Here is a 23,102-nt window from a genome sequence, read left to right as displayed (position 1 = left end):
GCCACACTATCGTATTGCCCGGACTACAACAATCCAGCAATCCACGACCGGCGAGCAGCGGCGCGACGTGCGGCAGTCAACGACATGCGGTTGCCCGTCGCGAAGCCGCAACCGCCACCTCCCCGCTACCGATCGTCCCGCCGATACTCCGCCGGCGCCTTCCCCACCAACTTGCGGAAATCGCGCGTGAAATGCGCCTGATCGAAATACCCGAGCGCATGCGCCAACTCCGCGAGATCGACCGGCTCGCCGCCGGCGAGCTTGTCGGCGGCCTCATGCAACCGGTATCGACAGATCACCCACTTCGGCGTCACCCCCACATGGCTGGAAAAGAGCTGCTGCAGCGTGCGCTCGCTCAACCCCGCACGCTCGGCCAGATCACGCACCTGCGTCAGCGCGAGGTCCTGCTGCAGGATCCGCAAAATGGCATGAATGCGCTCGACCTGCGGATCCGCCGGCGGCAGCACGCGCAACAGCAGCGCCTCGGCCGCCGCCACCATCGCGGCATCAGCGTCGCCGCCGAGCACGGCGTGTTCGGCTTCCGCATCGCCGCAATCGAGCAGCGTCGACACCGGCACCACCTTGTCGGTCAGCAGATGCACGGGTTTGCCGAGGAACGCGCGAAACGCACCGGCCCGAAACCGCATGCCGATCACCTTCCCGGCCCCGGCCAGCGTCGTCTCGAACGCGCCCGACACCACACCGAAGATTCCCGTGCGCCGCCGGTCGAACACCAGGTTCACGCATGGATAAGGCAGCGTGCGCTGCACGTACGGCGGCTGGCCGCGCAGATCCCATTCGACGACCCAGTGGTGATCGAGCACCCCGGCCAGTTCGGCACACGGGTAGTAGCGATTCAGGCGGAAGCGCTGGTTGAACGCTTTCGGGCCGACGACGCCCTTGGGCGGGTCGGTCACGTTACGCAAGTCGGCCATGGTGACGAACGTGTGGAAGGATTGCCGTAATGATGCACCGCCACAGCGGATTTTTCCAAGACGGCGGCCCGGAACCCACCTACATTGGAAACCTTGTCCCGAACGCCCACCGGAGCCCGCCATGCCGCAAGACCGCCACCTGACCCTGTTCCACTCGCCGCGCAGCCGATCGGCGGGCGTCCGCATGCTGCTAGAGGAACTGAGCGCCGACTATGAACTGCACGCGTTCGATCTCTCGACCGGCAAGCATCACGAAGCCGCTTACCTCGCGATCAATCCGATGGGCAAGGTTCCCGCACTGCGCCACGGCGACGTGATCGTCACCGAGCAGGCCGCCGTCTACCTGTACGCGGCGGAACTGTATCCGGAAGCCGGCCTGTCGCCAGCGCCGGGCGACTCGCTGCGCGGACCGTACCTGCGCTGGATGACGTTCTACGGTTCGTGCTTCGAGCCGGCCATCGTCGACCGGTCGATGAATCGTCCGCCCGTACCCTACTCGACGTCGCCCTACGGCGATTTCGATACCGTCATCAACACGCTCGAGGCGCAACTGGCAAAGGGGCCGTACCTGCTGGGCGAGCGCTTCACGGCAGCCGATGTGCTGTGGGGCGCGGCGCTGAACTGGATCACGATGTTCAAGCTGATACCCGAGACGCCGCGCATTCGCGCGTACATCGATCGCATCCTGGCACGCCCGGCCATCCAGCGCGCACAGGCGGCTGATGCGGCGCTGGCGGCGGAGCAGGACAAAGCCAAAGAGGCCGCCGCGACGGCGAGGTAGCCCGGCGCCAGGCGGAGCTTGACGCAAGCTCCTCCCCGACGCCGGCCGACCCGCGCGCCGCGCGCCGCCTCCGCCTCCGCCTCCGCCTCCGCCTCCGCCTCCGTCAAAACATCGTATGCAACCCGATCCGCGCCACCGCCTGGGTCGCTGAACTGGACGCCCCATTCGGGTCGAGCACGCCGTTGATCTGCGCGTTGGCGCCGCTGTTCGCGCGTTGATAGTCCCCGGACACATAAACCATCGTCCGCTTCGACAGCAGGTATTGAAGCGCGACGCTGACCTGATGCGCGTGGTTGTCGTTCACGGCTTCGTTGCCCTTCATGTACATGTACTTCGCGCCGAGAAAAACGTCCGGCCTGATGCGCCACATGCCACCGGCTTCAGCCATCCACACACCGGCGTCGTTGAACGAATTGTGGACGGTGGTCAGCAACGCCTTCGCGGTCACCGCGCCGAAGTCATAGTGCATCCCGACGCCCCAGTTGCGCACACTGGTCGACGGTGTACCGGGAGCCGGACGGTACTTTTCGTTCGTATAGGCCGCGCCGATACCGAACGCCCCGACTTCGTAGTTCAACCCGGCGCTCACGGCGTTGTCCGCGCCGATGGAACCGGCCACGCCACCGAACGCGTACATCACTCCCCCTGAGAAACCCGCAATCGTCGGCGAACTGTATTTGACTGAATTCGCCACCGGCTTGCTCCCCGCGGTTCGATCCCAATCGAATGCGCCGGTCGGATTGTTGGGCAGCGCAAGACGCTGGAACGGGCCATTCCTGAACCCGTACAACCCGCTGATATCCATCGAAATCGCGTTCCCCTTCGCAAACAGGGAATCGACCATGAAGTCGTACTGGTTGCCGAGCGTGATATTGCCGAAGCGGTCGCTCTCGATCCCGACGTACGCATTGCGGCCGAAAAACCCGGTGCCGATGATGCTGCCGTTCGCCATCGAGAACTGGTTCACGAGCGCGAACGTCGCACGATATCCGCCGCCGAGATCCTCGGTGCCGCGCAAGCCGAACAGGTTCGGCGTGAAGATGCCGTCGTCGAACTTGACGTTCTTCCCGCCGCCCTCGTTGCTGACATACGAGATGCCGCTGTCGATCAGACCGAACAAGGTCACGCTGCTTTGCGCGTACGCGCCCTGCGCGATGACAAGCATCGCGGCTGCTCCAAACCTCACTTTCATAGTGTCTCCGTCTTTTTTCTGTGAATGCGAACGGCCGCCCACTGTGTCGCGGGTACTCGACCGATGTTTCTTGAAACAACGACTTCCCCCAGCCCGGCTTCTCTTTCATCCGGGTCGGAAAATTAATTAGTTTTACTGATTTGAAAGAATGAATGAAATCCCGCTCATTCCCGATTTCATCCATCTCGATGCGATTGCCCGATCACCCGAACACGGTTGGGCAGCCCCACCTTCCGACTCAAGCGCCGCGACAGACCACCCACGCCGCCGAATCCACCTCGACCGCCACGGCTTCCAGCCCGGCGCCGGAGCACGGCCCATCGATGCACACACCATCGTCGAACCGGAACAGCGCACTGTGATGCGCGCACATCAGCACCTGCGACCGGTAACAGGAAACGTTGCCCGGCACGAAATCGAGCGGAACCGAGAAATGCGGACAACGGTTCACGTACGCCCACACCTGCTCCCCACGCCGCACGACGATGACGGGTCGCCCGATGCCCGCCTCGTCGACAACCCGCGCCCCGCCGTCGGGCACCTCGGAGAAGCGACAGAGTTGCGTGGCGCCCATGGCTCACACTCTCCGCTCGGGATTGCCGAGGCTCCAGTCCCACGGACGCACCTCGACCCGCGAGAACAGCCCTTCTTTCACGTACGGATCGTTGCCGACGAACTGCATCACCGCATCGATGTCGTCCGCCTCGATGACGAGCAGCGTGCCGTTCATCGCATCGCCCTGCGGATCGAGCGTCGGCCCGCCGAGCCGCACATAGACGCCGTGCTGCGCGGCGGAACGCAGGTAGGTCCGATGCGTGGCACGCACGCGGTCGCGCACGTCGCGCATCCCGGGCTGGTCCGTCGCAAACACCGCGAAAAATCGAGCCATGTCGGTCAGCTCCGGTCGAGCACGAAGTCATACGTCGCTTCGCGATACGCGCCTTTCAACCCGAACCGGCGTGCAAGTTCATCGTCCGCCGCACGCGGCCGATAGGCGACCATCAGCGACGGCTTCACACCGAACACGGCATCCGACTTCAGATACGCGTCCTCCTCGTCGAACAGATGCGTGACGAGCTTGCGGTAGCCCGGCGCGTCGATCATGAAGTGCAGGTGCGCGGGCCGCCACGGATGGCGTCCGGTGGCATCGAGCATCTTGCCGACCGGGCCGTCGGTCGGAATCGGATAGCTGACCGGCAGAATCGTCGTGATCGCGTAACGGCCTTCGGCATCGGTCCGGTAGCGGCCGCGCAGATTGCCGTGCGGCTGTTCCTTGTCCTGTCCGGAATACATGCCGTTGTCCGCGGTCTGCCACACGTCGAGCACGGCGCCCGACACCGGCGCACCGTCGGTGGCGAGCACGCGACCCTGCACGACGACCGGCGTGCCGGGCGTGAACGCCATGTTCTCGCCGTACGCACGCTCAGGCATGCCCTCGATGTAGAACGGGCCGAACACGGTCGTTTCCGTAGCACCGGTGGCGAAACGATGGTTGATCGCATCGACCAGCATCGACACGCCCAGCGTGTCCGACAACAGGATGAATTCCTGGCGCACGACGTCGTCGCACATCTGCCCGGTTTCGGTCAGGAAGCGGATCGCGGCCATCCACTCGGCCTCGGTCAGTTCCGTTTCGCGGACAAACGCATGCAGGTGCCGCACGAGGCTCTGCATCAGCACGCGCAAGCGCGGGTTCGGCGTACCGTCGAAGCTGGCGACGACCTGCTCGGTCAGCCGGGTGTCGCCGTCATGATGTTCATTCGTCACGTTCGTCTCCTTGAATGCGGCCGGCCGCTCACTGCGGCGCGTGCCCTTGCCACGCACGCTGAAGCAATTCGCGAATCGGCGCGCGTTCGATCGGCCGCGGATTTGCGTAGGGATTCCGGCATGCGAGGTCGGCGGCTTCGTCGAGGCCCGCTTCCGGCATCCCGATATCGGCAAGCGCCGCCGACAGGCCGAGCTGCCGATTCAACCGGAACAACAGCGGGCCGGCGTCGGCCGCGCCGGTGCCGCCCAGCGCCCGCGCGACCCGGCGCAGCGCGTCGGGCGCCGCGGCATGGTTGTAGTGGGCGGTATGCGGCAACATCGCGGCGTGGGTCTGCGCGTGCGGCAGGTTGAAGGTGCCGCCGAGCGTATGACAGAGCTTGTGGTGCAGCGCCATGCCGACCGCGCCGAGACACGTGCCGGCAAGCCATGCGCCGTACAACGCGCGGCTGCGCATCTCGCGGTCGTCTGGTGTACGAACGATCGCCGGCAGCGCGTCGCCAAGCGCACGAATCGACTCCTCGGCCATCAGGCTGATCACCGGGTTCGCATCTTCCGCATAGAGCGCTTCGACCGCATGCGCCATCGCGTTGACACCGGACGCCGCCGAAATCCCCGGCGGCAGCGACAACGTCAGCGACGGGTCGTAGAGCACCGTACGCGGCAGCACGCGCGCATCGCGCCCGGTGCGCTTCAGCCGGCCTTCCGTGAGCCCGTAGATCGGCGTCATCTCCGAGCCCGCGTACGTCGTCGGCACGGCGAGGATCGGCAGCGACGATTCGAGCGCGATCGCCTTGCCAAGCCCGATCGTCGAGCCGCCGCCGATCGCGATGCAGCAGTCCGCGCCCAGCTCGGCCGCCCTCTCGCGCGCGGCACGGGCCACCTCGATCGGCACGTGCATCACGGCCTGCGCGCATACGCCCGCCGCCCGCTCGCCGAGCACGCCGGCGACCCGTTCGGCAAGCGGCTGCTGCTCGGGCGTCGACAGAATCAGCGCGCGGTGCGCGCCGAGCGCGGACAATTCGTCGGGCAGCCGCTCGAGCGCGCCCCATTCGAACACGACGCGCGACGGCGTTCCCTGATAGACGAAGCGCTCCATCTCGGCCTCAGCGCTTGAAATGCGGCGGCACGTTGCCGTCGACGTTGACCCACACCGAGCGCGCTTCCGTGTAGTCGTGCATTGCCTCGAAACCCATCTCGCGGCCGTAGCCCGACTTGCCGACGCCGCCGAACGGGCTGCCCGGATTGACGCGCTTGTAGCAGTTGATCCAGCACATGCCCGCGTCGATCCGCGCGGCCATCCGGTGCGCGCGGGACAGATCGTTGGTCCAGAGGCCGCTGCCGAGCCCGTATTCGGTCGCGTTGGCGATCGACAGCGCTTCCTCGTCGCTGCCGAAGCGCAGCACGGTGACGAACGGGCCGAACACTTCCTCCTGTGCGACGCGGTCGGCGGCGCTCTTCGCTTCGATGACCGTCGGGCGCACGTAGTAGCCGTTAGCGAGCGCCGCATCCTGCGGCACGCTGCCACCCGTGAGCACACGGCCGCCCTGCTCGCGCGCGACGTCGACGAACGACAGCACGCGGTCGAGATGCTGCTTCGACGTGAGCGGCCCCATCTCGGTGTCCGGATCCAGCGGATTGCCGACGCGGATCGACGACGCCAGCGACACGAAACGTTCGAGGAACGCGTCGGCGATGCGTTCGTGCAACACGAGACGCGAACCCGCGATGCACGCCTGCCCCTGGTTGTGGAAGATCGCCCACGCGGCGCCGTTGATGGCGGCGTCGAGGTTCGCATCGTCGAACACGATGTTCGCGCCCTTGCCGCCCAGCTCCAGCTGCACGCGCTTCAGGTTGCCCTGCGATGCGTCGACGATGCGGCGGCCCGTCGCCGTCGAACCGGTGAACGCGATCTTCCCGACACCGGGATGTTCGGCGAGCCGCTGGCCCGCCGTATGCCCGTAACCGGGGACGATGTTGACGACGCCGGCCGGGAACCCGACCTCGGCCATCAGTTCGACGATACGCAGCGTCGACAGCGGCGTGATCTCCGACGGCTTGAGCACCACGGTGTTGCCCGCAGCCAGCGCCGGGCCCATCTTCCAGCTCGTGAACATCAGCGGGAAATTCCACGGCACGATCTGGCCGACGACGCCGATCGGCGCGCGCTGCACGTAGTTCAGGAAGCCGGTTTCGACCGGAATCACCGAGCCCTGCAGCTTGTCGGCCATCCCGCCGAAGTAGCGGAAGCATCCTGCCGTGCGCGGCACGTCGAGCGCGCGCGAGTCGCGGATCGGGTGGCCGGTGTCCAGCGATTCGAGCTGCGCGAGTTCCTCCGCGTTGGCTTCGATCGCGTCGGCGAGACGCAGCAGCAGGCGGCCGCGTTCGGCCGCCGGCATGGCCGACCACTTCGGGAACGCGCGGGTGGCGGCGGCGACGGCCAGGTCCACGTCCGCCGCGGTGGCGGCGGCGATTGCCGTGATCAGCGAGCCGTCGTGCGGATTGAGCACGTCGATCGTGCCACGCTCGACGGCGTCAACGAAGCGGCCGTCGATGAAGAGTTGGGTTTGCATGAATCGTCCTCGGTATCGCGCGCATGCGCTGCTTAGAATTCGATCGGATACGGCGCAAGCTCGCCGCTCTCGTATCGCTGCGGAAGGTCCGGCGTCGCGTTTTCCCAGACCAGCAGCATCGAGCGCTTTGTCGAGTAGCCCTGGTGCCGGATGTCCGCGGGCATCGCGCAGATGTCGCCGGCCCGCATCGTGATGCGTGCGCGCGGCGCACCGGTGTTCTTGTCGCCGATGTCCCACACGATTTCGTCGGACAGTTGCAGGAACCATTCGACGCGGTCGTTGCCGTGGAACACCGGCAGGATGAATTCCTCGGTGGTCGGGCAGAACAGGCTGCGCCCGCACACGGAGGTGACCGACGGATTCCACGTCACGTCCGAGCGCGACAGGTACTTGAACAGGTTGAACGCGTGCAGCTCGCCTTCGAAGCCGGGCCTCACATGCACCTCCGGCTCGTCCTGGCCGACGTCGCGGAACGCGCGGTTGACCGGCAGTTCGTCGCGCAGCGGCGAGTCGCCTTCGAGGCCCGGCATGCGGCGCGTCGCGATGCGCGTGCGTTCGATCGCCGCGCCGTTCTCGCCATGCTTGCGGCCGAATGCCGTGCCGGTTTCCTCGGGCGCCGCGAACGGGTCGAAGCCCTCGTTGGTCCAGTCGTGCAGCATCGCCTTGAAGGTCGCCATGATCGTCGGCGTCTCGAAGGTCTCGGTGTAGTCGACGCCGGCTTCCTTCAGGATTCCGTTGAATGTGCCGGCATAGACGTCCACCTTGCCGTAGTGATTGCGCGTGCCGAACACGTGATCGAAATTCACCCAGCCGTAGAAGAAGCCCCACGCCACGTCGCGCATCATCGCGCGCAAAAACGCGTCCGCGGGGATCGCATGCGTGCGCGTGCTGCCCTTCGCCGGCCAGCTGATTTTGACGAAGTACTCGTCGCGCTGGAACGCGAACGCGCCGAGGTGGAAGCGGCGGTAGCCGGTGACGGTATCGGCTTCGGTGGCTTGCACCAGATCGGCGGCAAAGCCTGCGGAAAGATCGAGGGTCTCGAGAGTGGCCATCACGTGTCTCCTGGAATAGTCGAATTGGGGGGCGGTCGGATCGGTCAGTGCAGGCAGATTTCGGCCCACTTCTCGACGGACAGTTCGCCGAGCACGGTCTGCACGAGCGCGACGCCCGGCTTGTCGGCGGCGAACCGATACGCGCAGCCGGCCGGCAGCAGCGCCTGATGCCCCTTGCGCAGGACGACGTAGCCCATCTCGCGGCCCGCCGGCTGCGTGCCGGCGCTCACGGTGCCGCGGCCGGTGGTCGGCGGGTTGTCGAGCTTGATGAATTCGATGCGGACTTCGCCGTCCATCTGGATCGCGAACTCGTCGTGCGCGCAGGAAAACCACGGCGACTCGCCGTCGGTGCGCAGCACTTCGATCACGTATTCGAGGTTCTTGCCGGCGACGACTTTCTCGTAAGGGGCCGACTTCGATGCCACCTCGAACACGTTCGAGAAGGCGTAGTGCTGCGCGCTGCCGCTGGTGATTTCGATCTCGCCCTTGGTGTAGCTGTCGAGCGAGCCAAAGACGGTGTGGAATGCCGTGTCGGTCATTGCTGTCTCCTGAGTTGTACCGCTTGTTGGATTCAACTCTAGGGGCAAGGGCGCCCCTCAACAAGGCAACGGAGCGCGACTACGGCATTTGCGTTTCGCGAATAATCGCCCGGCTCAGCGGACCCAGCCGCGCTCCAGCAGCGGACGGTCCCACGGCGATTCGTCGCCGATGTATTCGGCGAGGAATTCCACCAGCGCTTTCACCTTCAACGCCTGTCGCTGCGTTGCGGGATAGACGGCCGCGAAGCTCAGCGGCGCGATCTGGAAGTCGGTGAGGATGGGCACCAGCCGGCCCGCCACGAGCGCCTCGCTCGCGACCAGCGTCGGCAGACACACGACACCGCCACCCGTCAGCGCGTACTCGCGCAGCAGATGCACGGAGTTCGAGCGGATCATGCCGGGCAATTCCATTTCGACGACCTCGTCGCCGCGCGTCATCGTCCAGCGGTTGCGTGATGGATAACCCGAATACAGCGCCGTCGTGTGCTGCAGCAATTCGCGCGGATGTTGTGGCGCACCATGCGCGTCGAGATACGCGGGCGACGCGCAGAACAGACGTCGGACCACGAACAGGCGCCGCTCGATCAGCGATTCGGAAATCGGCGGGAAGATCTGGAACGCGATGTCGAACCCTTCTTCGACAGGGTCCACCACACGGTCGTTGACGATGATGTCGAGCTGGATGCCCGGGTAGCGCCGGTTGAATTCCGCAAGCGGCACGCCGAAGTGATCGAGCGCGAAGCCGGGCAGCATCTGGATGCGCAGCCGCCCGGTCGGGGTCGCGCGCAGTTCGCGCATCTGGTCGGTCAGCTCGTTCACGCGCCCGACCACCTCCGCGCATTCGCGATAGAAGGTCTCGCCCACTTCGGACAGCCGCACGTGGCGCGTGCTGCGATGGAACAGCGGCGCGTTGACGAACTTCTCCAGTTGCTGGATGCGGTTCGTCACGACCGAACTGGTGACCCCAAGCTGTCGTGCCGCTTCCGCAAAACTGCTCGCCTCCGCGACCCTGACGAATGCCTCGATGCTCAGAAAGCGGTCCATGCGGCGCCTTTTCCGGGAAGCGAAACCGCCAGTCTAACCGTACCTGCCGGCCGATTGGAGCATGCGCAAAGCGTCACACTGTCACCCGGCAGGTGTCAATCTCGCAGGGCGCCGGGCGCGGGTGCAGGTGCAGGTGCAAGTGCAAGTGCAAGTGCGGCGGAGCGACACGTTACGGCTGTTCGCCCGTAGTCAGCTCCGGCTGCACGCCCACGCGGCGCTGCAGCACGGCCGGCGCGGTTTCCCGCAGCAGCATGCTGACCACTATGCCGAGCAGCACCGCAATCATCGGCAGCCACAGAATGTTCTGGATCCCGAAGTGCGCGGCGACGTATCCACCCAGCGCCGGCGCGATGCCGCCGCCGAAGATCTCGCCGCAGCCGACCACCACGCCGATCGACGTCGATACGAGGCCGACAGGCGCGGCTTCGGTCGCCACCGGCCCCGACAGCAGCGACACCAGCCCGAGCGTGAAGAACGACGCGACGAACAGGACGACGAACAACACGACCGGCTGCGGGCCGAGCCCGCGGAAAATGTAGAGCATCACCGCCGTGCCGGCGAAGCCGACGATGCTCGCGAGGCGGCGCCCCACCAGGTCGGACAGGCCCGGCAGCCCGAACTGCCCGAGAAAGCCGCCGAAGCCGATCGCCGACACCACGAGGCCCATCTTCTGCGTGCCGAGCGACAGGTAGTCCGTCAGGTACAGCGGCAGCAGCGCGCCGAGCACGAACACGCCGGTCATCGCGCAACAGAGCGCGGCCATCGCGACGAGGATGTTGCGGCTCTTGAGCACATGGCCGAGCGAGGCCGGCGCGTGTTCCGACGCGACCTCCTTGGTGCGCTTCGGCTCGCGGATCACGAAGAACATGACCGCGCCGAGGATCAGCCCGGGAAGCGCCACGAGCGCGAACACCCAGCGCCACGACACGACGTTGAGCAACTGGGTCGCGATGATCGGCGACAGTGCCAGCCCAAACAGCGCGAAGCCGCTTTGCTGCAGCCCGAGGTTCAGGCCGCGCCGCCGCGGGTGCGACGCGTCGGCGGTCGCGGCGAAGCTGGTCGGGCAGAACGAACCCTCGGCCACGCCCATCAGCCCGCGGATCGCGATCAGGCCGAGCAGCCCGCCCGCGAGCCCCGAGAAGCCGGACAGCAGCGAGAACGCGACGATGGCGGGGATCAGGACCTTGCGGCGGCCGATCTTGTCGGAGATGCCGCCCATCAGCGCCGCGAAAATGCCCCACGACAGGCCGAGCACGCCGATGCAGTTGCCGACGTCCTGCGCGGTCAGGTGCAGGTCCTTCATGATCGACGGGAACAGCGGCGCGATGAGCCAGCGGTCGAGGCCGACCAGCCCAAAACCGAGCGCCAGCAGCGTCACCGCCTTCCACTCATAGGAGGTATCCCACTCGTTTGCTTTCATGTCTGTCTCCGTGGATTGGTCCGCCTGCACGCGCCGGAGCGTCGGTGCATGAAGCCACGTCCGTTGTCTTGTGTGCGATGCGACGCGAGTCGCGAGGAAATGGCGGCCGCCTTTCCGGTTGCAGGCGTCGAATTCAATCAGCCGACGCCCGAACGATAGGGGCGCGGCCGCCGATCGGGTATGGAACAACCGGCGAACGCGCCATTCGCGAAACGCAAATAATCGGGAGCGGGAGGTGGGAAGCGTCGGCGGGAAAGCGCCGGGCGAAGGGCCACGGGCGTCGACGTGACGTTCACCGGCGTGTTACGGGGGAATCCCTCATAGACATCATGCGTTCGCGCACATTGCCTGCGCAGGCACGAGTGCGATCCCGTTCGCGTCTTTTCCGATACTGCAACAGGCAGTCGTCGGTCTTTATGTCTGACAAATCGAGTTTTTAAAAATCCACACCTGCTTTAATCGGACAAAATAACGCGACCGCATCCCGTGGTCCACCGAATAATTGTCGAGACAGCATCAATCGCATCCCGACATAAGATTTTTAAAAAATCAACAGATCCCCCAAAAACGCAAAATACTGTTTCTTAAAGACAAATCGCGCGATCTCAAAATAAAAATACATTCTCCGAGCCAGAAAAACTTGCTAATCTCCGCCGCGCGATTTAGCGGATTCCCGCCTTTAACCCTACCGATATTCAATTTCAGATAAATCAGAATTCTGAAACATAGCAATGAGATTAGCGTGATGTCGATAGCAAAAACGCTCCGTAATTTTGCGTCTGGTCTGATTGACGGGAACCCGCGGCCAGTCGATCTCCATTTCGGGCGCGCGCAACGCGCGGTCGGCCATCTGCTGGCGCTCCATCACGCCGATATCCATGAAGGGCTGATGTCCGGCATCGAAGGGCAGCTGACCTGCGTATCCACCCACGACCATCTGTCGCCGGCGCTGTTTCTCGGCCTGCCCGTGTCGGTTCGCGTGACGACCGATCGGGGCGGCGTACGCGCGATCAATGCGATCGTGCGCGAAGTGCGGACCGGTCAATCCGACGGCGAGCTGACCGTCTATCAACTGCAAGTGTGTGACGCACTGTCGTTGATGGAGGGTCGCACGAACGCCCGCGTGTTCCGCTCGCGCAGCGTGCCGGAAATCCTCGTGACGCTGATGAACGAATGGAAACAGCGCAGCTATGCACTCGCGCGCGCGTTCGATTTCGACCTGTCCGGGCTGCAGGCCGATCGCTATCCGGTGCGCGAGCTCACGCGGCAGGTCAACGAATCGGACGCGCGCTTCATCCGGCGTCTGCTGCGCCGGGAAGGCATCACGGTCTTCGTGAAGGCCGAGCCGGTCGGCCGCGTGCACGGCATGACCGACGAGCAGCCGGTTCACACGCTCGTGTTTTGCGACGATCCGCATTGCCTGAAAGAGGCACCGGCCGGTGCGCTGCGCCTTCATCCTCGCGACGCGGGCGCTGCGCAGCGCGACACGGTGACGCTCTTTGCGCACCGCCAGCGCCTGTCGTCCGGCAAGGTCCGCCGTCCGTCGTGGGACTACAAGACGGCTCGCATCGACGATTCCATGGCCGTCACCAGCCTCCATCAGGGTGACTCGGGAAACGATCTGGCCCACCTGCTGACCGACGTCGCGATCGACATCCCGCACGTCGGCGATTCGTGGAGCGACCACGACCGCATCACGCGCGACCGGATACTGGCTCACCAGTTCGAAGCCGAGCGATACGACGGGATCAGCAACGTGCGCGATTTGCCGGTCGGCCACTGGTTCACGTTGACGGGCGACCCGGAGCTGGATATGAAGCCGATCGAGCATCGTCGGTTCGTCGTCACGTCGGTTCGACACGATATCCGGAACAACTTGCCAACGCAGCTCGCGAGCCGGGCGCAGGGACTCTTCGCGGCGAGCCGTAACCTGACGCAAACCGTTGGGCCGACGCCTGCCGATGTTGCCGAACAAGTGGACACGCGCTACGAGAACCGCTTCACGTGCGTGCGGCGCGGCGTGCCGCTCAAACCCGCCTACGATCCGAAGATCGATGTGCCGCCGGTTCACCTGCTGACCGGCACGATCGTCGGCATGCAGGGCGAGGAAGTGTTTTGCGACAGCGCCGGCCGCGTGCGCGTGCGGATCCACGGTTACGATCCGGCCGATCATGCGCACGCGCAAGGCGCCGGAACGAACGGCCGGGCCGGTGACAGCGCACCCATTCGCGTCGGAGCAAATCTGGCGGGCGGCAACTTCGGGACGCTCTTCCTGCCCCGCGTCGGCATGGAAGTCCTGTTGGGATGTCTTGCGGGCGACCCGGACCGGTTGGTCATCATCGGCGTCCTGAGCAATGGCGCGAATCCGCCAGCGACCTTCAGCCATACCGGCGCGCTTCCCGGCAACCGGTTCCTCTCCGGCATCAAGACCAAGGAAATCAACGGCAGGCGTTATAACCAGCTTCGTCTGGACGATACGCCGTCGCAAATCTCGGCGCAGTTGGCGAGCGAACATGCGCATACCGAATTGAATCTCGGGTATCTGACGCAGCCGCGAGAAAACGGACATGGTGAGGCGCGCGGCGAAGGCGCGGAGCTGCGCACCGATGCCGCCGCCGCGTTGCGCGCCGCGCGCGGCATCCTGCTGTCGACCTATGCGCGCACACGGGCCAGCGGTGGTCAGCTCGATCGCGATGAACTGATTCGCCTGCTCGATCAATGCACCGAACTCTTCAAATCGCTCGGCGATTACGCCGGCCAGCACGGCGGGCAGTCCGCCGACACCAGCGGCCAGGACAACGTCGCCCGTGCATTCCGCAACTGGACGCCCGGCGGCGCACCAGCCGGCGCGGCCGACGATGCGTCGGCGCTGCTCGCATTCGGCGCGCAGTCCGGGGCGCTCCACGTCACGCCCAAAACGCACGTGATCCATGCGGGCGAGAACATCGATCAGGTCGCGCAGCAACATGTGCAAGTCACGAGCGGCGAGCGCATCAATCTGCATGCCGGTCGCGGCGTCGCGATGTTTGCGCACGGCGACGGCGTGTCGGCGATCGCGAATCAGGGGAAGGTCACGATCCAGTCGCAGAACGACGATACGCGCGTCGACTCGGCGAAGAACATTCAATTGACCGCGGCGGGCGGAAAGCTCGTTGGCAGCGCCAGTGATGAAGTCGTGCTCGTTACGTCCGGTGGCGCGTATCTCCGGCTGCGCGGCGGCGATATCGAGCTGGGATGCCCCGGAACGTTCACGGTGAAGTCAGCCGGTCATGCATGGGATGGTCCGGCGAGCATGAACGCGGACATGCCGACATTCGCGCAGGACACGCTTGGCCGGGTGCCAAAGCTGGTCCGCTCGACGGACGGCCACGCGGCTGCGGGATTCGAAGGCGAGATTCAAAAGCCGTCCGGGCCGGTATCCAATGTGTCGAGCGACGTGGCCGGACAACTGCCCGCCGTCGATGCCGACCAGTTCGAGAGACTGGCGGTGCGGTTCATCAAGAAAAACATATAGGAATGCGCAGGAGTTTGAATGAGCGATTCATTTCTTGATTCGGCGACGGTAGCGGCCGCGCCTGGCGGCGAACCCGCGACGAAAGCCGATGCTCCCGACGTTCCTGCGCCGCGGCCGGCGCCGCCGCAGATCGTCGTCGGCCGCGGCGAAGGCGTAACGATGTTTGCAAAGAACACGCCGCTGATCTGCATCAAGCAATTGCCGTTGCCCGGCGTCGTGATCTTCGTGCACGGCGTCAACTCGGAGGGCGAATGGTTCGATGCAACGGAGCAAGGGCTGTGCAAAGGACTGAATCGCAGGCTCGGGCGACTGGACGATCAGATGATGTATCACGGCGTCGATGCGGGGCAGCTGACGCCCGCGAAGTATACGGAAAGCGTGACGCCGGATGGGTTCTTGAATCCGAAGCTTTGGTCCGGTGACTACATCAAACCCGAGCCGTCGTTTTCGCCTGTCATTCATTTCCGGTGGGGCTATCGGGCAACAGCGGCCGAACTGAAGGAATACGGCGACAAGATATTCCTGAACGAGAAGGACTATTGGGGAGGCGGTCCGTTCACGAACGGCTGTGCAAGCCTGCCCGATCTCTGGCACGGCGGTCTGGATGATCGAACGATGGGATGGATGACGGTGCAGGGCGTCAATCCAACCAACCGGCCGCTGTACCGCGCGCCGCCTCGCGCGTATGGCGTGCTCGCGGCGTTGCGACTGGCCCGGCTGATCGAGTCGATTCGCCGCATGCAGGCCGATGTACCGATTACCGTCGTGTGTCATAGCCAGGGCAACATCGTCGGCCTCACGGCGGCGTTCTTTGGCGACGCCTTCGCCGATGTCGAAGATCCGTGGGGACGCACCGGACATTGCGTGGCGGATGCCTACGTACTGGCGAATGCGCCGTATAGCCTGGCGAATGCGGACGGCCCGTACAAATCCGACACGTTCATGGATTCATGGTCGCAACGCGCGACGAAAGACGCGAGCGGTCATCGCGGACGGCAGACCTATGCCGCGCGCACGAAGACCTTCGGCAAGTTTCTATCGATCATCGGCACTCGCACAGCATGCGAACTGTCCGCGGACAAGATCGATGAGGACATGGCAAACGAGCGGGTATCGCCCACGAGCAACCGTTCTTATGCAGCGCAAGAGGATCGCGCGCGGCATGGCTTGAATGGGTCGACGTATGGGCGCGTCACCGCGTATTGCTGTCCGCACGATCAGGTGATTTCAGCGGTGACGGTGCAAGGCATCGGATGGCGCGGGATCAGCAAGCACGAACTTGAGGATATCGGTGCGGCGGGCATTCTGACGCAGCGGGTGTTCGCATCGGGTTTTCCGGTCGGTGTGCAGAAACCTTACCGGTATTGGGAAGACGATTGGCGACATGGCAAGCAAGGAACGAAACCGGGCTTCTGGTATCCGCCATCGCCGCCCGCCAAGTTCAATCTGATCGGTGCGATCAAGGGCAATGAGTCTGTCTTGGGCGTGGCCGCTACGCTCGTGACAGCGCCCCTGATGTTCGTCGTGACTGGAATCAGCTCGGCGTTGAACATGCTGCGTGTGAATGCCGATCCGCCGAAAGGCTGGACGGTGGTGGCGGATGCCCCGGCACTTGATGATCCGTTTTCGCCGAAGGCGCTGCGATTCGGCAAGCCCGTCGAAACGAAAGATGGCGACGCGACAAGCGACTTCAACGAAGGCAACGATCCACCGGCCGCGTGGCGCGACGCGAGCAAGACCGATGCGGACAAGCGCACCGACGATCCGTACGACCAGTACCACGCAAAGAACGCGGATAGCGTCGCGCAGGGTACAGCGGAAACGGAAGCCGGACAGCGCTATGAAGATCGCGCGTTGTTGCGAATGGAAGCGCGTCGAACGCTGAACACCGAATGGTTTGATAGCGACGGCCACGTAATTGGTGAGGATGGCAAAAGCACGATACCGGAGGGCTACAAAGAATGGCGCGACAAGCAGATCGTCGACTGGCTCGATCGTGGTTCGACGAATAGCCCGACCAATCACTCTACGACGATGACCAATCCGGAGCATGCCGAGAAGGCGCTTGCGTATGACGTTGCGGTGGGCCTGTGCTACCTGACGGAGGAACAACTCAAATCGCTGCGCATTGAGGCGGATTGGCGGATAGGGAAGGGTATTCCCGAAACCAATCCGAACAAGAAGTACGTCAATTACTTTAAATACGGAACGCTTGATCGAATGTCGATGCACGAATGGGTGCATGCCACGAATAGCGAAGGAAAGATTCCCGAGGCGATCACGGATGAACGTGAAGGCGAGTTTTATCTGAAGGCCGGGGGTTTCGTATGAAGGCACTGATCGCTACCTGGCCGCGACGCGTCGCCGTCGCCGTTTCGACATGGCTCATCACCACCGTGCTCATGGCCTCGTTGATGGCGCATGTCGAACAACCCGACCCGGCACATTTGGAAATAGGAGATTGGATGAAACGATTGTTTGCCGTACCTGGCCTGGCCGCGCTGATGGTGTTTCTGTTCACCACAGCCCTCATGCGCTCTGTACAAGCCGCACCTGTGAATGCACTAGAGAATTCATCACCATCAGCCCAGGAGCCCGCCAAGCCGTTCGTCGCGCAGGTTGTGGGCCTGATGTGGTTGAATCCGTTGCAACGTATGGACTATCCGACCGAATGGCAATTGTTGTGGACACAGGGGCTTGCCGCTCCCAACAAGAATGACGATATGGTCCGCACCGACCCGAAGTCCTTTACCACCCTGCAGTCGGTAGCTGGCATCGCATACGGCAACGAGGGCGAAGAAACATTCAAGGGTTTCTATCACAAGTACGTAAGCGAGTTTCTCGTGTTGATGCGTTCGCGCTACTTCGCGAACGCGAGCTATTTCTACACCGTGAAATCGGAGAATCCCAAAGATTGGCGCGAGCTTGCCGGAATACATATCGAGCTCGCTCTGCCTCCAAGGCTCGATCCGATCGAAGCGAAGACGTACTTTACCAATGAGTTTCTCCAATGCTTCGAAATCGGCCCACCATCACCCAAGACGCTTTGGAGCCGCGACACGCCCCCTGATATCCAGATCACGCAAGGCAATGCAAACGCCGGCTTTACATCGCTGAACAAGGCGTTGGACTACTTGCAGGCAAACCCCGACAAGACCGCCTGGGCAATGAACTGGGACGCCCCGAACTTCCCGCCCACGGATGCGCAGATCAACGAAAACCTCGTCGTGCTGTTCCTAGCCGGCCCGAACTTCAATACCGAGCGCGAGCCGCTCGCATGGATCGGCAAGGCCGCGGCCGGCGACACGAAAGCGTTTTCGCCGAAGGTCGGCACGACGCGCGCCGTCCAGGCCTGGAAGGCAACCATCGCGCAAGCGGCCCGCAATGCGGGTGTCGCGGTCACTGACCTGAACTACATCGTTCACGATGCAGGCCACGGCAGCGATGCTGCGTCGTCACGCGTCGCCGCTCTCGCGCAAACCTTGACCGAAACGCTGCCGGAATACGACCACAAGAAGCAGACATTCAACACCGCCGCCCTGCTCGGCGACATGGGAACGGGCAGCGCATTGACCGACGTCGCGCTTGCGATCGGTCGCATCAACCACTTCGGCGGCAACGCATTGGTCGCCGGCACGACCGACCCTGAACATCCCGTCGCCGTCGTCGTCAGGCCGCCATCGAAGCTCACGCCGATCGACTCAACCAAGGACTGGTTCCGCGCGCGCGGCGGAAACAATGCATACCTGCCGTGGTGGGGACGCAGACACGACGTCGATTACGGCATGCAGGGCTATTCGTGGTGATGCAAACCGGCGCCGGGACGGATGACCGACGATCACTGACGAACGTGAAGGCGGGTTTTATTTGAAGGCCGGGGGTTTCGTATGAAACCCATGATCGCCACGTGGCCGCGACGCGCCGTCGCTGTTTCGACATGGCTGATCGCCACCGTGCTCATGGCCTCGTTGATGGCGCACGTCGGACAGCCCGACCCGGCACAATTGGAGATAGGAGATTGGATGAAACGATTCTTTGTCGTACCGAGCCTGGCTGCGCTCATGGTGTTCTTGTTCACCACGGCCATCGCCCGCTCGGTACATGCCGCACCTGTCAGCGCGTTAGAGAATTCATCGTCATCAGTCGAAGAGCCGGCCAAGCCGTTCGTCGCGCAGGTTGTCGGCCTGATGTGGCTGAATCCGTTGCAACGTATGGACTACCCCACCGAATGGCAATTGTTGTGGGCACAAGGACTTTCGGCTCCCAACAAGAATGACGATATGGTTCGCACCGACCCAAAGTCTTTTACCACGCTGCAATCGGTAGCTGGCATCGCATACGGCAACGAGGGAGAAGAATCGTTCAAGGGCTTCTACGCCAAGTACATCGATAAATTCATCTTACTGCTCCGCTCGCGCTATTTCAGCAACGCGAAGTATTTCTACACAGTAGGTTCCGAGCAGCAAAGTGATTGGCGCGAACTCGCTGGCATGCACGTCGAAGCTGCCATTCCGCCCCGACTTGATCCGGCCTTTGCCCGGTCGCGCATGGGTGATCGGATGATGAATTTTTTCGAAATCGGCCCACCGTCACCCAAGACGCTCTGGAGCCGCGACACACCCCCCGATATTCAGATCACGCAAGGCGGCGCGAACGCCGGTTTTACATCGCTGAACAAGGCGTTGGACTACTTGCAGGCAAACCCCGACAAGACCGCGTGGGCAATGAACTGGGATGCCCCGAACTTCCCGCCCACGGATGCGCAGATCAACGAAAACCTCGTCGTGCTGTTCCTCGCCGGCCCGAACTTCAATACCGAGCGCGAACCACTCGCCTGGATCGGCAAGGCCGCGGCCGGCGACACGAAAGCATTTGCGCCGAAGGTCGGCACGACGCGCGCCGTCCAGGCGTGGAAGGCAACCATCGCGCAAGCGGCACGCAATGCGGGTGTCGCGGTCACTGACCTCAACTACATCGTTCACGATGCAGGCCACGGCAGCGATGCTGCGTCGTCACGCGTCGCCGCTCTCGCGCAAACCTTGACCGAAACGCTCCCGGAATACGAGCACAAGAAGCAGACCTTCAACACCGCCGCCCTGCTCGGCGACATGGGAACAGGCAGCGCATTGACCGACGTCGCGCTCGCGATCGGTCGCATCAACCACTTCGGCGGCAACGCATTGGTCGCCGGCACGACCGACACTGAACACCCCGTCGCCGTCGTCGTCAGGCCGCCATCGAATCTCACGCCGATCGACCCAACCAAGGACTGGTTCCGCGCGCGCGGCGGAAACAACGCCTACCTGCCGTGGTGGGGACGCCGACACGATATCGATTACGGCATGCAAGGCTATTCGTGGTGATGCAAACCGGCTCCGCGGCACAGCGCGAGCAACGCGCGACCCACACACAAATCATTCGGAGGACGAGTCATATGCGAGGAATTATCCGCGTAGGCGACATGCATACCCACGGCGGCCGGGTCGAATCCGGCGCCGGAATCAGCAAGGTGATGGGGCGCGCGGTCGCGCGCTTCGGCGACGCCTGCTCGTGTCCGATCCACGGCGCCTGCACGATTGCAGCAGGTGACCCGGCCTTCAACATTGAAGGCCAAGCCGCCGCGTTCGATGGTGACGAAACGACCTGCGGCGCGAAACTGATTTCTTCACTTCCGAATTCGGGGCGAATTTGAATGCAGAAGACACGACGCATGACCGCCGAACAGTTCCGGCAGTTGCGGCTTCAAGATACCCGCATCAAGCCGGTGAACCAGTGGGCGCTGCACGAGATTTTCGTGAAGGGCCGCCCGCAGCGCGAACTGGCCGGGAAGCTGGGCATGAACCGCTCGGCAATGTCTCAACTCGTTCGCAAGGCGTGGCAGCGGTATCTGGACCTGCCGGGTAACGTCACACGCCTCACCACGGTCACGATCACGATCCCGGCGAAATACGAGCGCGCGCTGCACGCATGGGTGCAGGACGCGCATCGTTTATCGAACCGGTCCGATCAAGACGAGCCGGCCTGACCGACCCGCGCGCCGACGCGCTGACGGCATTTCGGTTTGTCGCAGCCCGGCCCGCGCGCCACCGCGGTGCGCCGCGCCCTAGGGCATCCGTATGACCAATCCCCGAGGCTCCGCCACGCCAACAAAAGAAAATTCATCCCCCAATATCGGATTCAGATAGATCCATATTCCATATCAAGCTAAATTCTCAGCCGCTTTTGGATCCTTTTTCCCCGCCCGACCTCGTATCATTTCTCCCATTCCGAAGAGAAGAGCAAGAGAAGGACATGAGCGATACCACCCCGCTGCACTACCTCGACTACGCAGCCACCACCCCTGCGGATCCCCGCGTGATCGAAGCGATGACGGCCTGCCTCGGCGCCGACGGCATCTTCGGCAATCCGGCGTCGAGTTCGCACGCCGCCGGCCGGCTGGCGAAGGAAAAAGTCGAGCACGCACGCGCGCAGGTTGCCGCGCTGATCGGCGCGCACGCCGACGAGATCATCTGGACGTCGGGCGCCACCGAATCGAACAACCTCGCGCTGAAGGGCTACGCGGAAGCCGCGACCGATAAGCGCCACCTGATCACGAGCCGCATCGAACACAAGGCCATCCTCGACACGATGGCGAACCTGTCGAAGCGCGGGATGACGGCCGCTTACCTGAGCCCCACCGCCGACGGCGAAATCACCGTCGACGCCGTGGCCGCGGCGATCCGCCCCGATACGGGCCTCGTGTCGCTGATGCTCGTCAACAACGAGCTCGGCACGCTGACGGACATCGGCGCGATCTCGCGCATCGTGCATGCGGCGGGCGCGCTGCTGCACGTCGACGCCGCGCAGGCGCTCGGCAAGACGCCGATCGACGTGCGCGCGCTCGGCATCGACCTGCTGTCGATGTCCGCGCACAAGGTGTATGGCCCGAAGGGTATCGGCGCGCTGTTCGTCCGTCGCGACATCGCCGATCGCATCGCGCCGCAGATTCACGGCGGCGGGCACGAACGCGGCCTGCGCTCGGGCACGCTCGCGACGCATCAGATCGTCGGGATGGGCACCGCGTGCGAGCTGGCCGCCGAAAAGCTCGAGCGCGAAGCCGAGCGGATCGCGGCACTCAGCGCGCGCCTGAAGGACGCGCTGCACGCGCTCGGCGACATCACGCACAACGCAGCAGCGGCGCGCCGCATCCCGCACACGTTGAGCATCACGGTGAACGCGCCGGGCTTCTTCCCGTTCATGCTCGGCGATTCGCTCGCCGTGTCGTCGACCTCCGCATGCAACTCGACGAGCGGCGCGCCGTCCCACGTGCTGACCGCGATCGGTCTCGATGCAGAAGCCGCGGGCCGCACGGTGCGCATCAGCTTCGGCCGCTTCACGACCGAGCAGGATGTCGATTTCGCGGTCGCGTGTTTTGCGCGCGCGATCGAACAATGCCGGGCCGCGGCCGCCACCGGGTTCACGGCGTCGCGACAGATCACGCCGGCGGACCTGAAAGCGATCCGCAATGCAGGCTTTCGCGCGGTGATCTGCAACCGGCCGGACGGCGAAGGCGCCGATCAGCCGGCCTTCGACGAGATCGCGGCCGCCGCGCGCGAACTCGGCCTCGACGCGCGCTATCTGCCGGTCGAACGCGACCGGATCGGCGATGCGGAAGTCGACGCGTTCGGCGCGCTGGTCGATGCGCTGCCGAAGCCCGTGCTCGCGTATTGCCGCAGCGGAAGCCGCTCCGGGATGCTGTGGAACCGGCTGACGGCGCGGCGGACGGCCACGGCCTGAGCGCAACGCCGTTTCCGGGCCGGGAAGCGCGGTTCGCGTCGAGCGACACGCCAATTCTCCGCCGCTACTTCGCATACTCCAGTTGCAGCGCCACCCAGTCTGACGTCGCGTCGCCACGTACTTGCGCATCCGCCGTTGCGCCAACATCGCTGCGCGATGTCCGCACCCACGCATCGGCGGTGAGCACCATCGGGGAGTTCGTCGAAGCCGTTCGCGACCGGCCAATCGAAGGTCCGATGCCGCCAGAACGTGACGCGATTCGTCGGCGCAGTCGCAACGGCACGTGCGGTCAACCCGCCCCGGCTGCCGTCGTGCACATCGCTCCATCCATCCGCGCCGACGTTGCGCCCCGCAGCCGAACCCCGCCAACGCATTCACCAATGCAAGCGACGCGCGAACCGACGCGGCCACGGCAGTCGCCGTCATCGCATTCCCCTCCATCACATAACGGCGATCGCCGACCCAAGCCGCATCAGCCCCCCCTCGATGCCCCCGAAAGGTGCATCCGTCCA

General features: G+C 64.2%; 19 protein-coding genes and 1 pseudogene. 8 read left to right on the top strand and 12 right to left on the bottom strand.

Annotated elements, in window-relative coordinates; translation table 11 throughout:
• Positions 1-125: 125 nt before the first annotated feature.
• Positions 126-935 carry an AraC family transcriptional regulator gene (locus SB771_RS26315; protein ID WP_175662709.1) on the bottom strand — a complete coding sequence of 270 codons (810 nt, stop codon included), beginning with the start codon at positions 933-935 and terminating at the stop codon, positions 126-128.
• A 121-nt stretch (positions 936-1,056) separates the two neighbouring features.
• Here SB771_RS26315 and SB771_RS26310 point away from each other — a divergent pair, with 121 nt between their 5' ends.
• Positions 1,057-1,716, top strand: a complete 660-nt coding sequence (locus SB771_RS26310; RefSeq protein ID WP_175662693.1) for a glutathione S-transferase family protein — start codon at positions 1,057-1,059, stop codon at positions 1,714-1,716.
• Positions 1,717-1,819: 103 nt separating this feature from the next.
• Here SB771_RS26310 and SB771_RS26305 read toward each other — a convergent pair whose 3' ends face one another.
• The 10 genes from SB771_RS26305 to SB771_RS26260 form a co-directional block, all read right to left on the bottom strand.
• Positions 1,820-2,908: a porin gene (locus SB771_RS26305; protein WP_175662710.1), complete on the bottom strand. Its 1,089-nt coding sequence runs from the start codon at positions 2,906-2,908 to the stop codon at positions 1,820-1,822.
• Positions 2,909-3,146: 238 nt separating this feature from the next.
• Positions 3,147-3,482, bottom strand: coding sequence for a Rieske (2Fe-2S) protein (locus SB771_RS26300; RefSeq protein ID WP_006759991.1), 336 nt, complete (start codon positions 3,480-3,482; stop codon positions 3,147-3,149).
• A gap of 3 nt (positions 3,483-3,485) precedes the next feature.
• Positions 3,486-3,797, bottom strand: a complete 312-nt coding sequence (locus SB771_RS26295; protein ID WP_012365279.1) for a YciI family protein — start codon at positions 3,795-3,797, stop codon at positions 3,486-3,488.
• Positions 3,798-3,802: 5 nt separating this feature from the next.
• The gene (locus tag SB771_RS26290; RefSeq protein WP_410721825.1) at positions 3,803-4,675 is read right to left on the bottom strand and encodes an intradiol ring-cleavage dioxygenase; all 873 of its coding nucleotides are present in this window, start codon (positions 4,673-4,675) and stop codon (positions 3,803-3,805) included.
• A 28-nt stretch (positions 4,676-4,703) separates the two neighbouring features.
• Positions 4,704-5,771, bottom strand: coding sequence for a maleylacetate reductase (locus SB771_RS26285; protein ID WP_175662695.1), 1,068 nt, complete (start codon positions 5,769-5,771; stop codon positions 4,704-4,706).
• Between the two features lie 7 nt (positions 5,772-5,778).
• Entirely contained in the window at positions 5,779-7,245 is a 1,467-nt protein-coding gene (locus tag SB771_RS26280) for an aldehyde dehydrogenase family protein (RefSeq protein ID WP_175662696.1), read from the bottom strand.
• A 32-nt stretch (positions 7,246-7,277) separates the two neighbouring features.
• Positions 7,278-8,297, bottom strand: a complete 1,020-nt coding sequence (locus tag SB771_RS26275; protein WP_175662697.1) for a hydroxyquinol 1,2-dioxygenase — start codon at positions 8,295-8,297, stop codon at positions 7,278-7,280.
• 44 nt (positions 8,298-8,341) lie between these two features.
• Entirely contained in the window at positions 8,342-8,836 is a 495-nt protein-coding gene (locus tag SB771_RS26270; protein ID WP_175662698.1) for a hydroxyquinol 1,2-dioxygenase, read from the bottom strand.
• Positions 8,837-8,950: 114 nt separating this feature from the next.
• Positions 8,951-9,880 carry a LysR family transcriptional regulator gene (locus SB771_RS26265; RefSeq protein WP_175662699.1) on the bottom strand — a complete coding sequence of 310 codons (930 nt, stop codon included), beginning with the start codon at positions 9,878-9,880 and terminating at the stop codon, positions 8,951-8,953.
• Between the two features lie 169 nt (positions 9,881-10,049).
• Entirely contained in the window at positions 10,050-11,300 is a 1,251-nt protein-coding gene (locus SB771_RS26260; RefSeq protein WP_175662700.1) for an MFS transporter, read from the bottom strand.
• A gap of 745 nt (positions 11,301-12,045) precedes the next feature.
• Here SB771_RS26260 and SB771_RS26255 point away from each other — a divergent pair.
• From SB771_RS26255 to SB771_RS26225, 7 genes are all read left to right on the top strand, one after another.
• Entirely contained in the window at positions 12,046-14,814 is a 2,769-nt protein-coding gene (locus SB771_RS26255) for a type VI secretion system Vgr family protein (protein WP_175662701.1), read from the top strand.
• A gap of 18 nt (positions 14,815-14,832) precedes the next feature.
• Positions 14,833-17,145 carry a hypothetical protein gene (locus SB771_RS26250; RefSeq protein ID WP_175662702.1) on the top strand — a complete coding sequence of 771 codons (2,313 nt, stop codon included), beginning with the start codon at positions 14,833-14,835 and terminating at the stop codon, positions 17,143-17,145.
• A gap of 134 nt (positions 17,146-17,279) precedes the next feature.
• Complete coding sequence (locus SB771_RS26245) at positions 17,280-18,620, top strand: virulence factor (RefSeq protein WP_175662711.1); 1,341 nt, start codon at positions 17,280-17,282, stop codon at positions 18,618-18,620.
• 216 nt (positions 18,621-18,836) lie between these two features.
• Entirely contained in the window at positions 18,837-20,177 is a 1,341-nt protein-coding gene (locus tag SB771_RS26240; RefSeq protein ID WP_175662712.1) for a virulence factor, read from the top strand.
• 71 nt (positions 20,178-20,248) lie between these two features.
• Entirely contained in the window at positions 20,249-20,506 is a 258-nt protein-coding gene (locus SB771_RS26235; RefSeq protein ID WP_011660133.1) for a PAAR domain-containing protein, read from the top strand.
• 18 nt (positions 20,507-20,524) lie between these two features.
• Positions 20,525-20,839, top strand: a complete 315-nt coding sequence (locus SB771_RS26230; protein WP_244096887.1) for a TrfB-related DNA-binding protein — start codon at positions 20,525-20,527, stop codon at positions 20,837-20,839.
• Between the two features lie 266 nt (positions 20,840-21,105).
• Positions 21,106-22,590, top strand: a complete 1,485-nt coding sequence (locus SB771_RS26225; RefSeq protein WP_175662704.1) for an aminotransferase class V-fold PLP-dependent enzyme — start codon at positions 21,106-21,108, stop codon at positions 22,588-22,590.
• Between the two features lie 64 nt (positions 22,591-22,654).
• On the opposite strand, the pseudogene SB771_RS26220 reads toward SB771_RS26225, so the two are convergent.
• A pseudogene (locus SB771_RS26220) lies at positions 22,655-23,064 on the bottom strand (thiamine biosynthesis protein ThiJ); the annotation flags it as partial.
• Between the last annotated feature and the right edge of the window lie 38 nt (positions 23,065-23,102).

Source organism: Burkholderia sp. SIMBA_051 (genome assembly GCF_046534915.1).
GTDB lineage: Bacteria > Pseudomonadota > Gammaproteobacteria > Burkholderiales > Burkholderiaceae > Burkholderia > Burkholderia ambifaria.
Note: the sequence above shows the minus strand (reverse complement) of the source record. Positions and strands in the feature narration are given on the sequence as shown.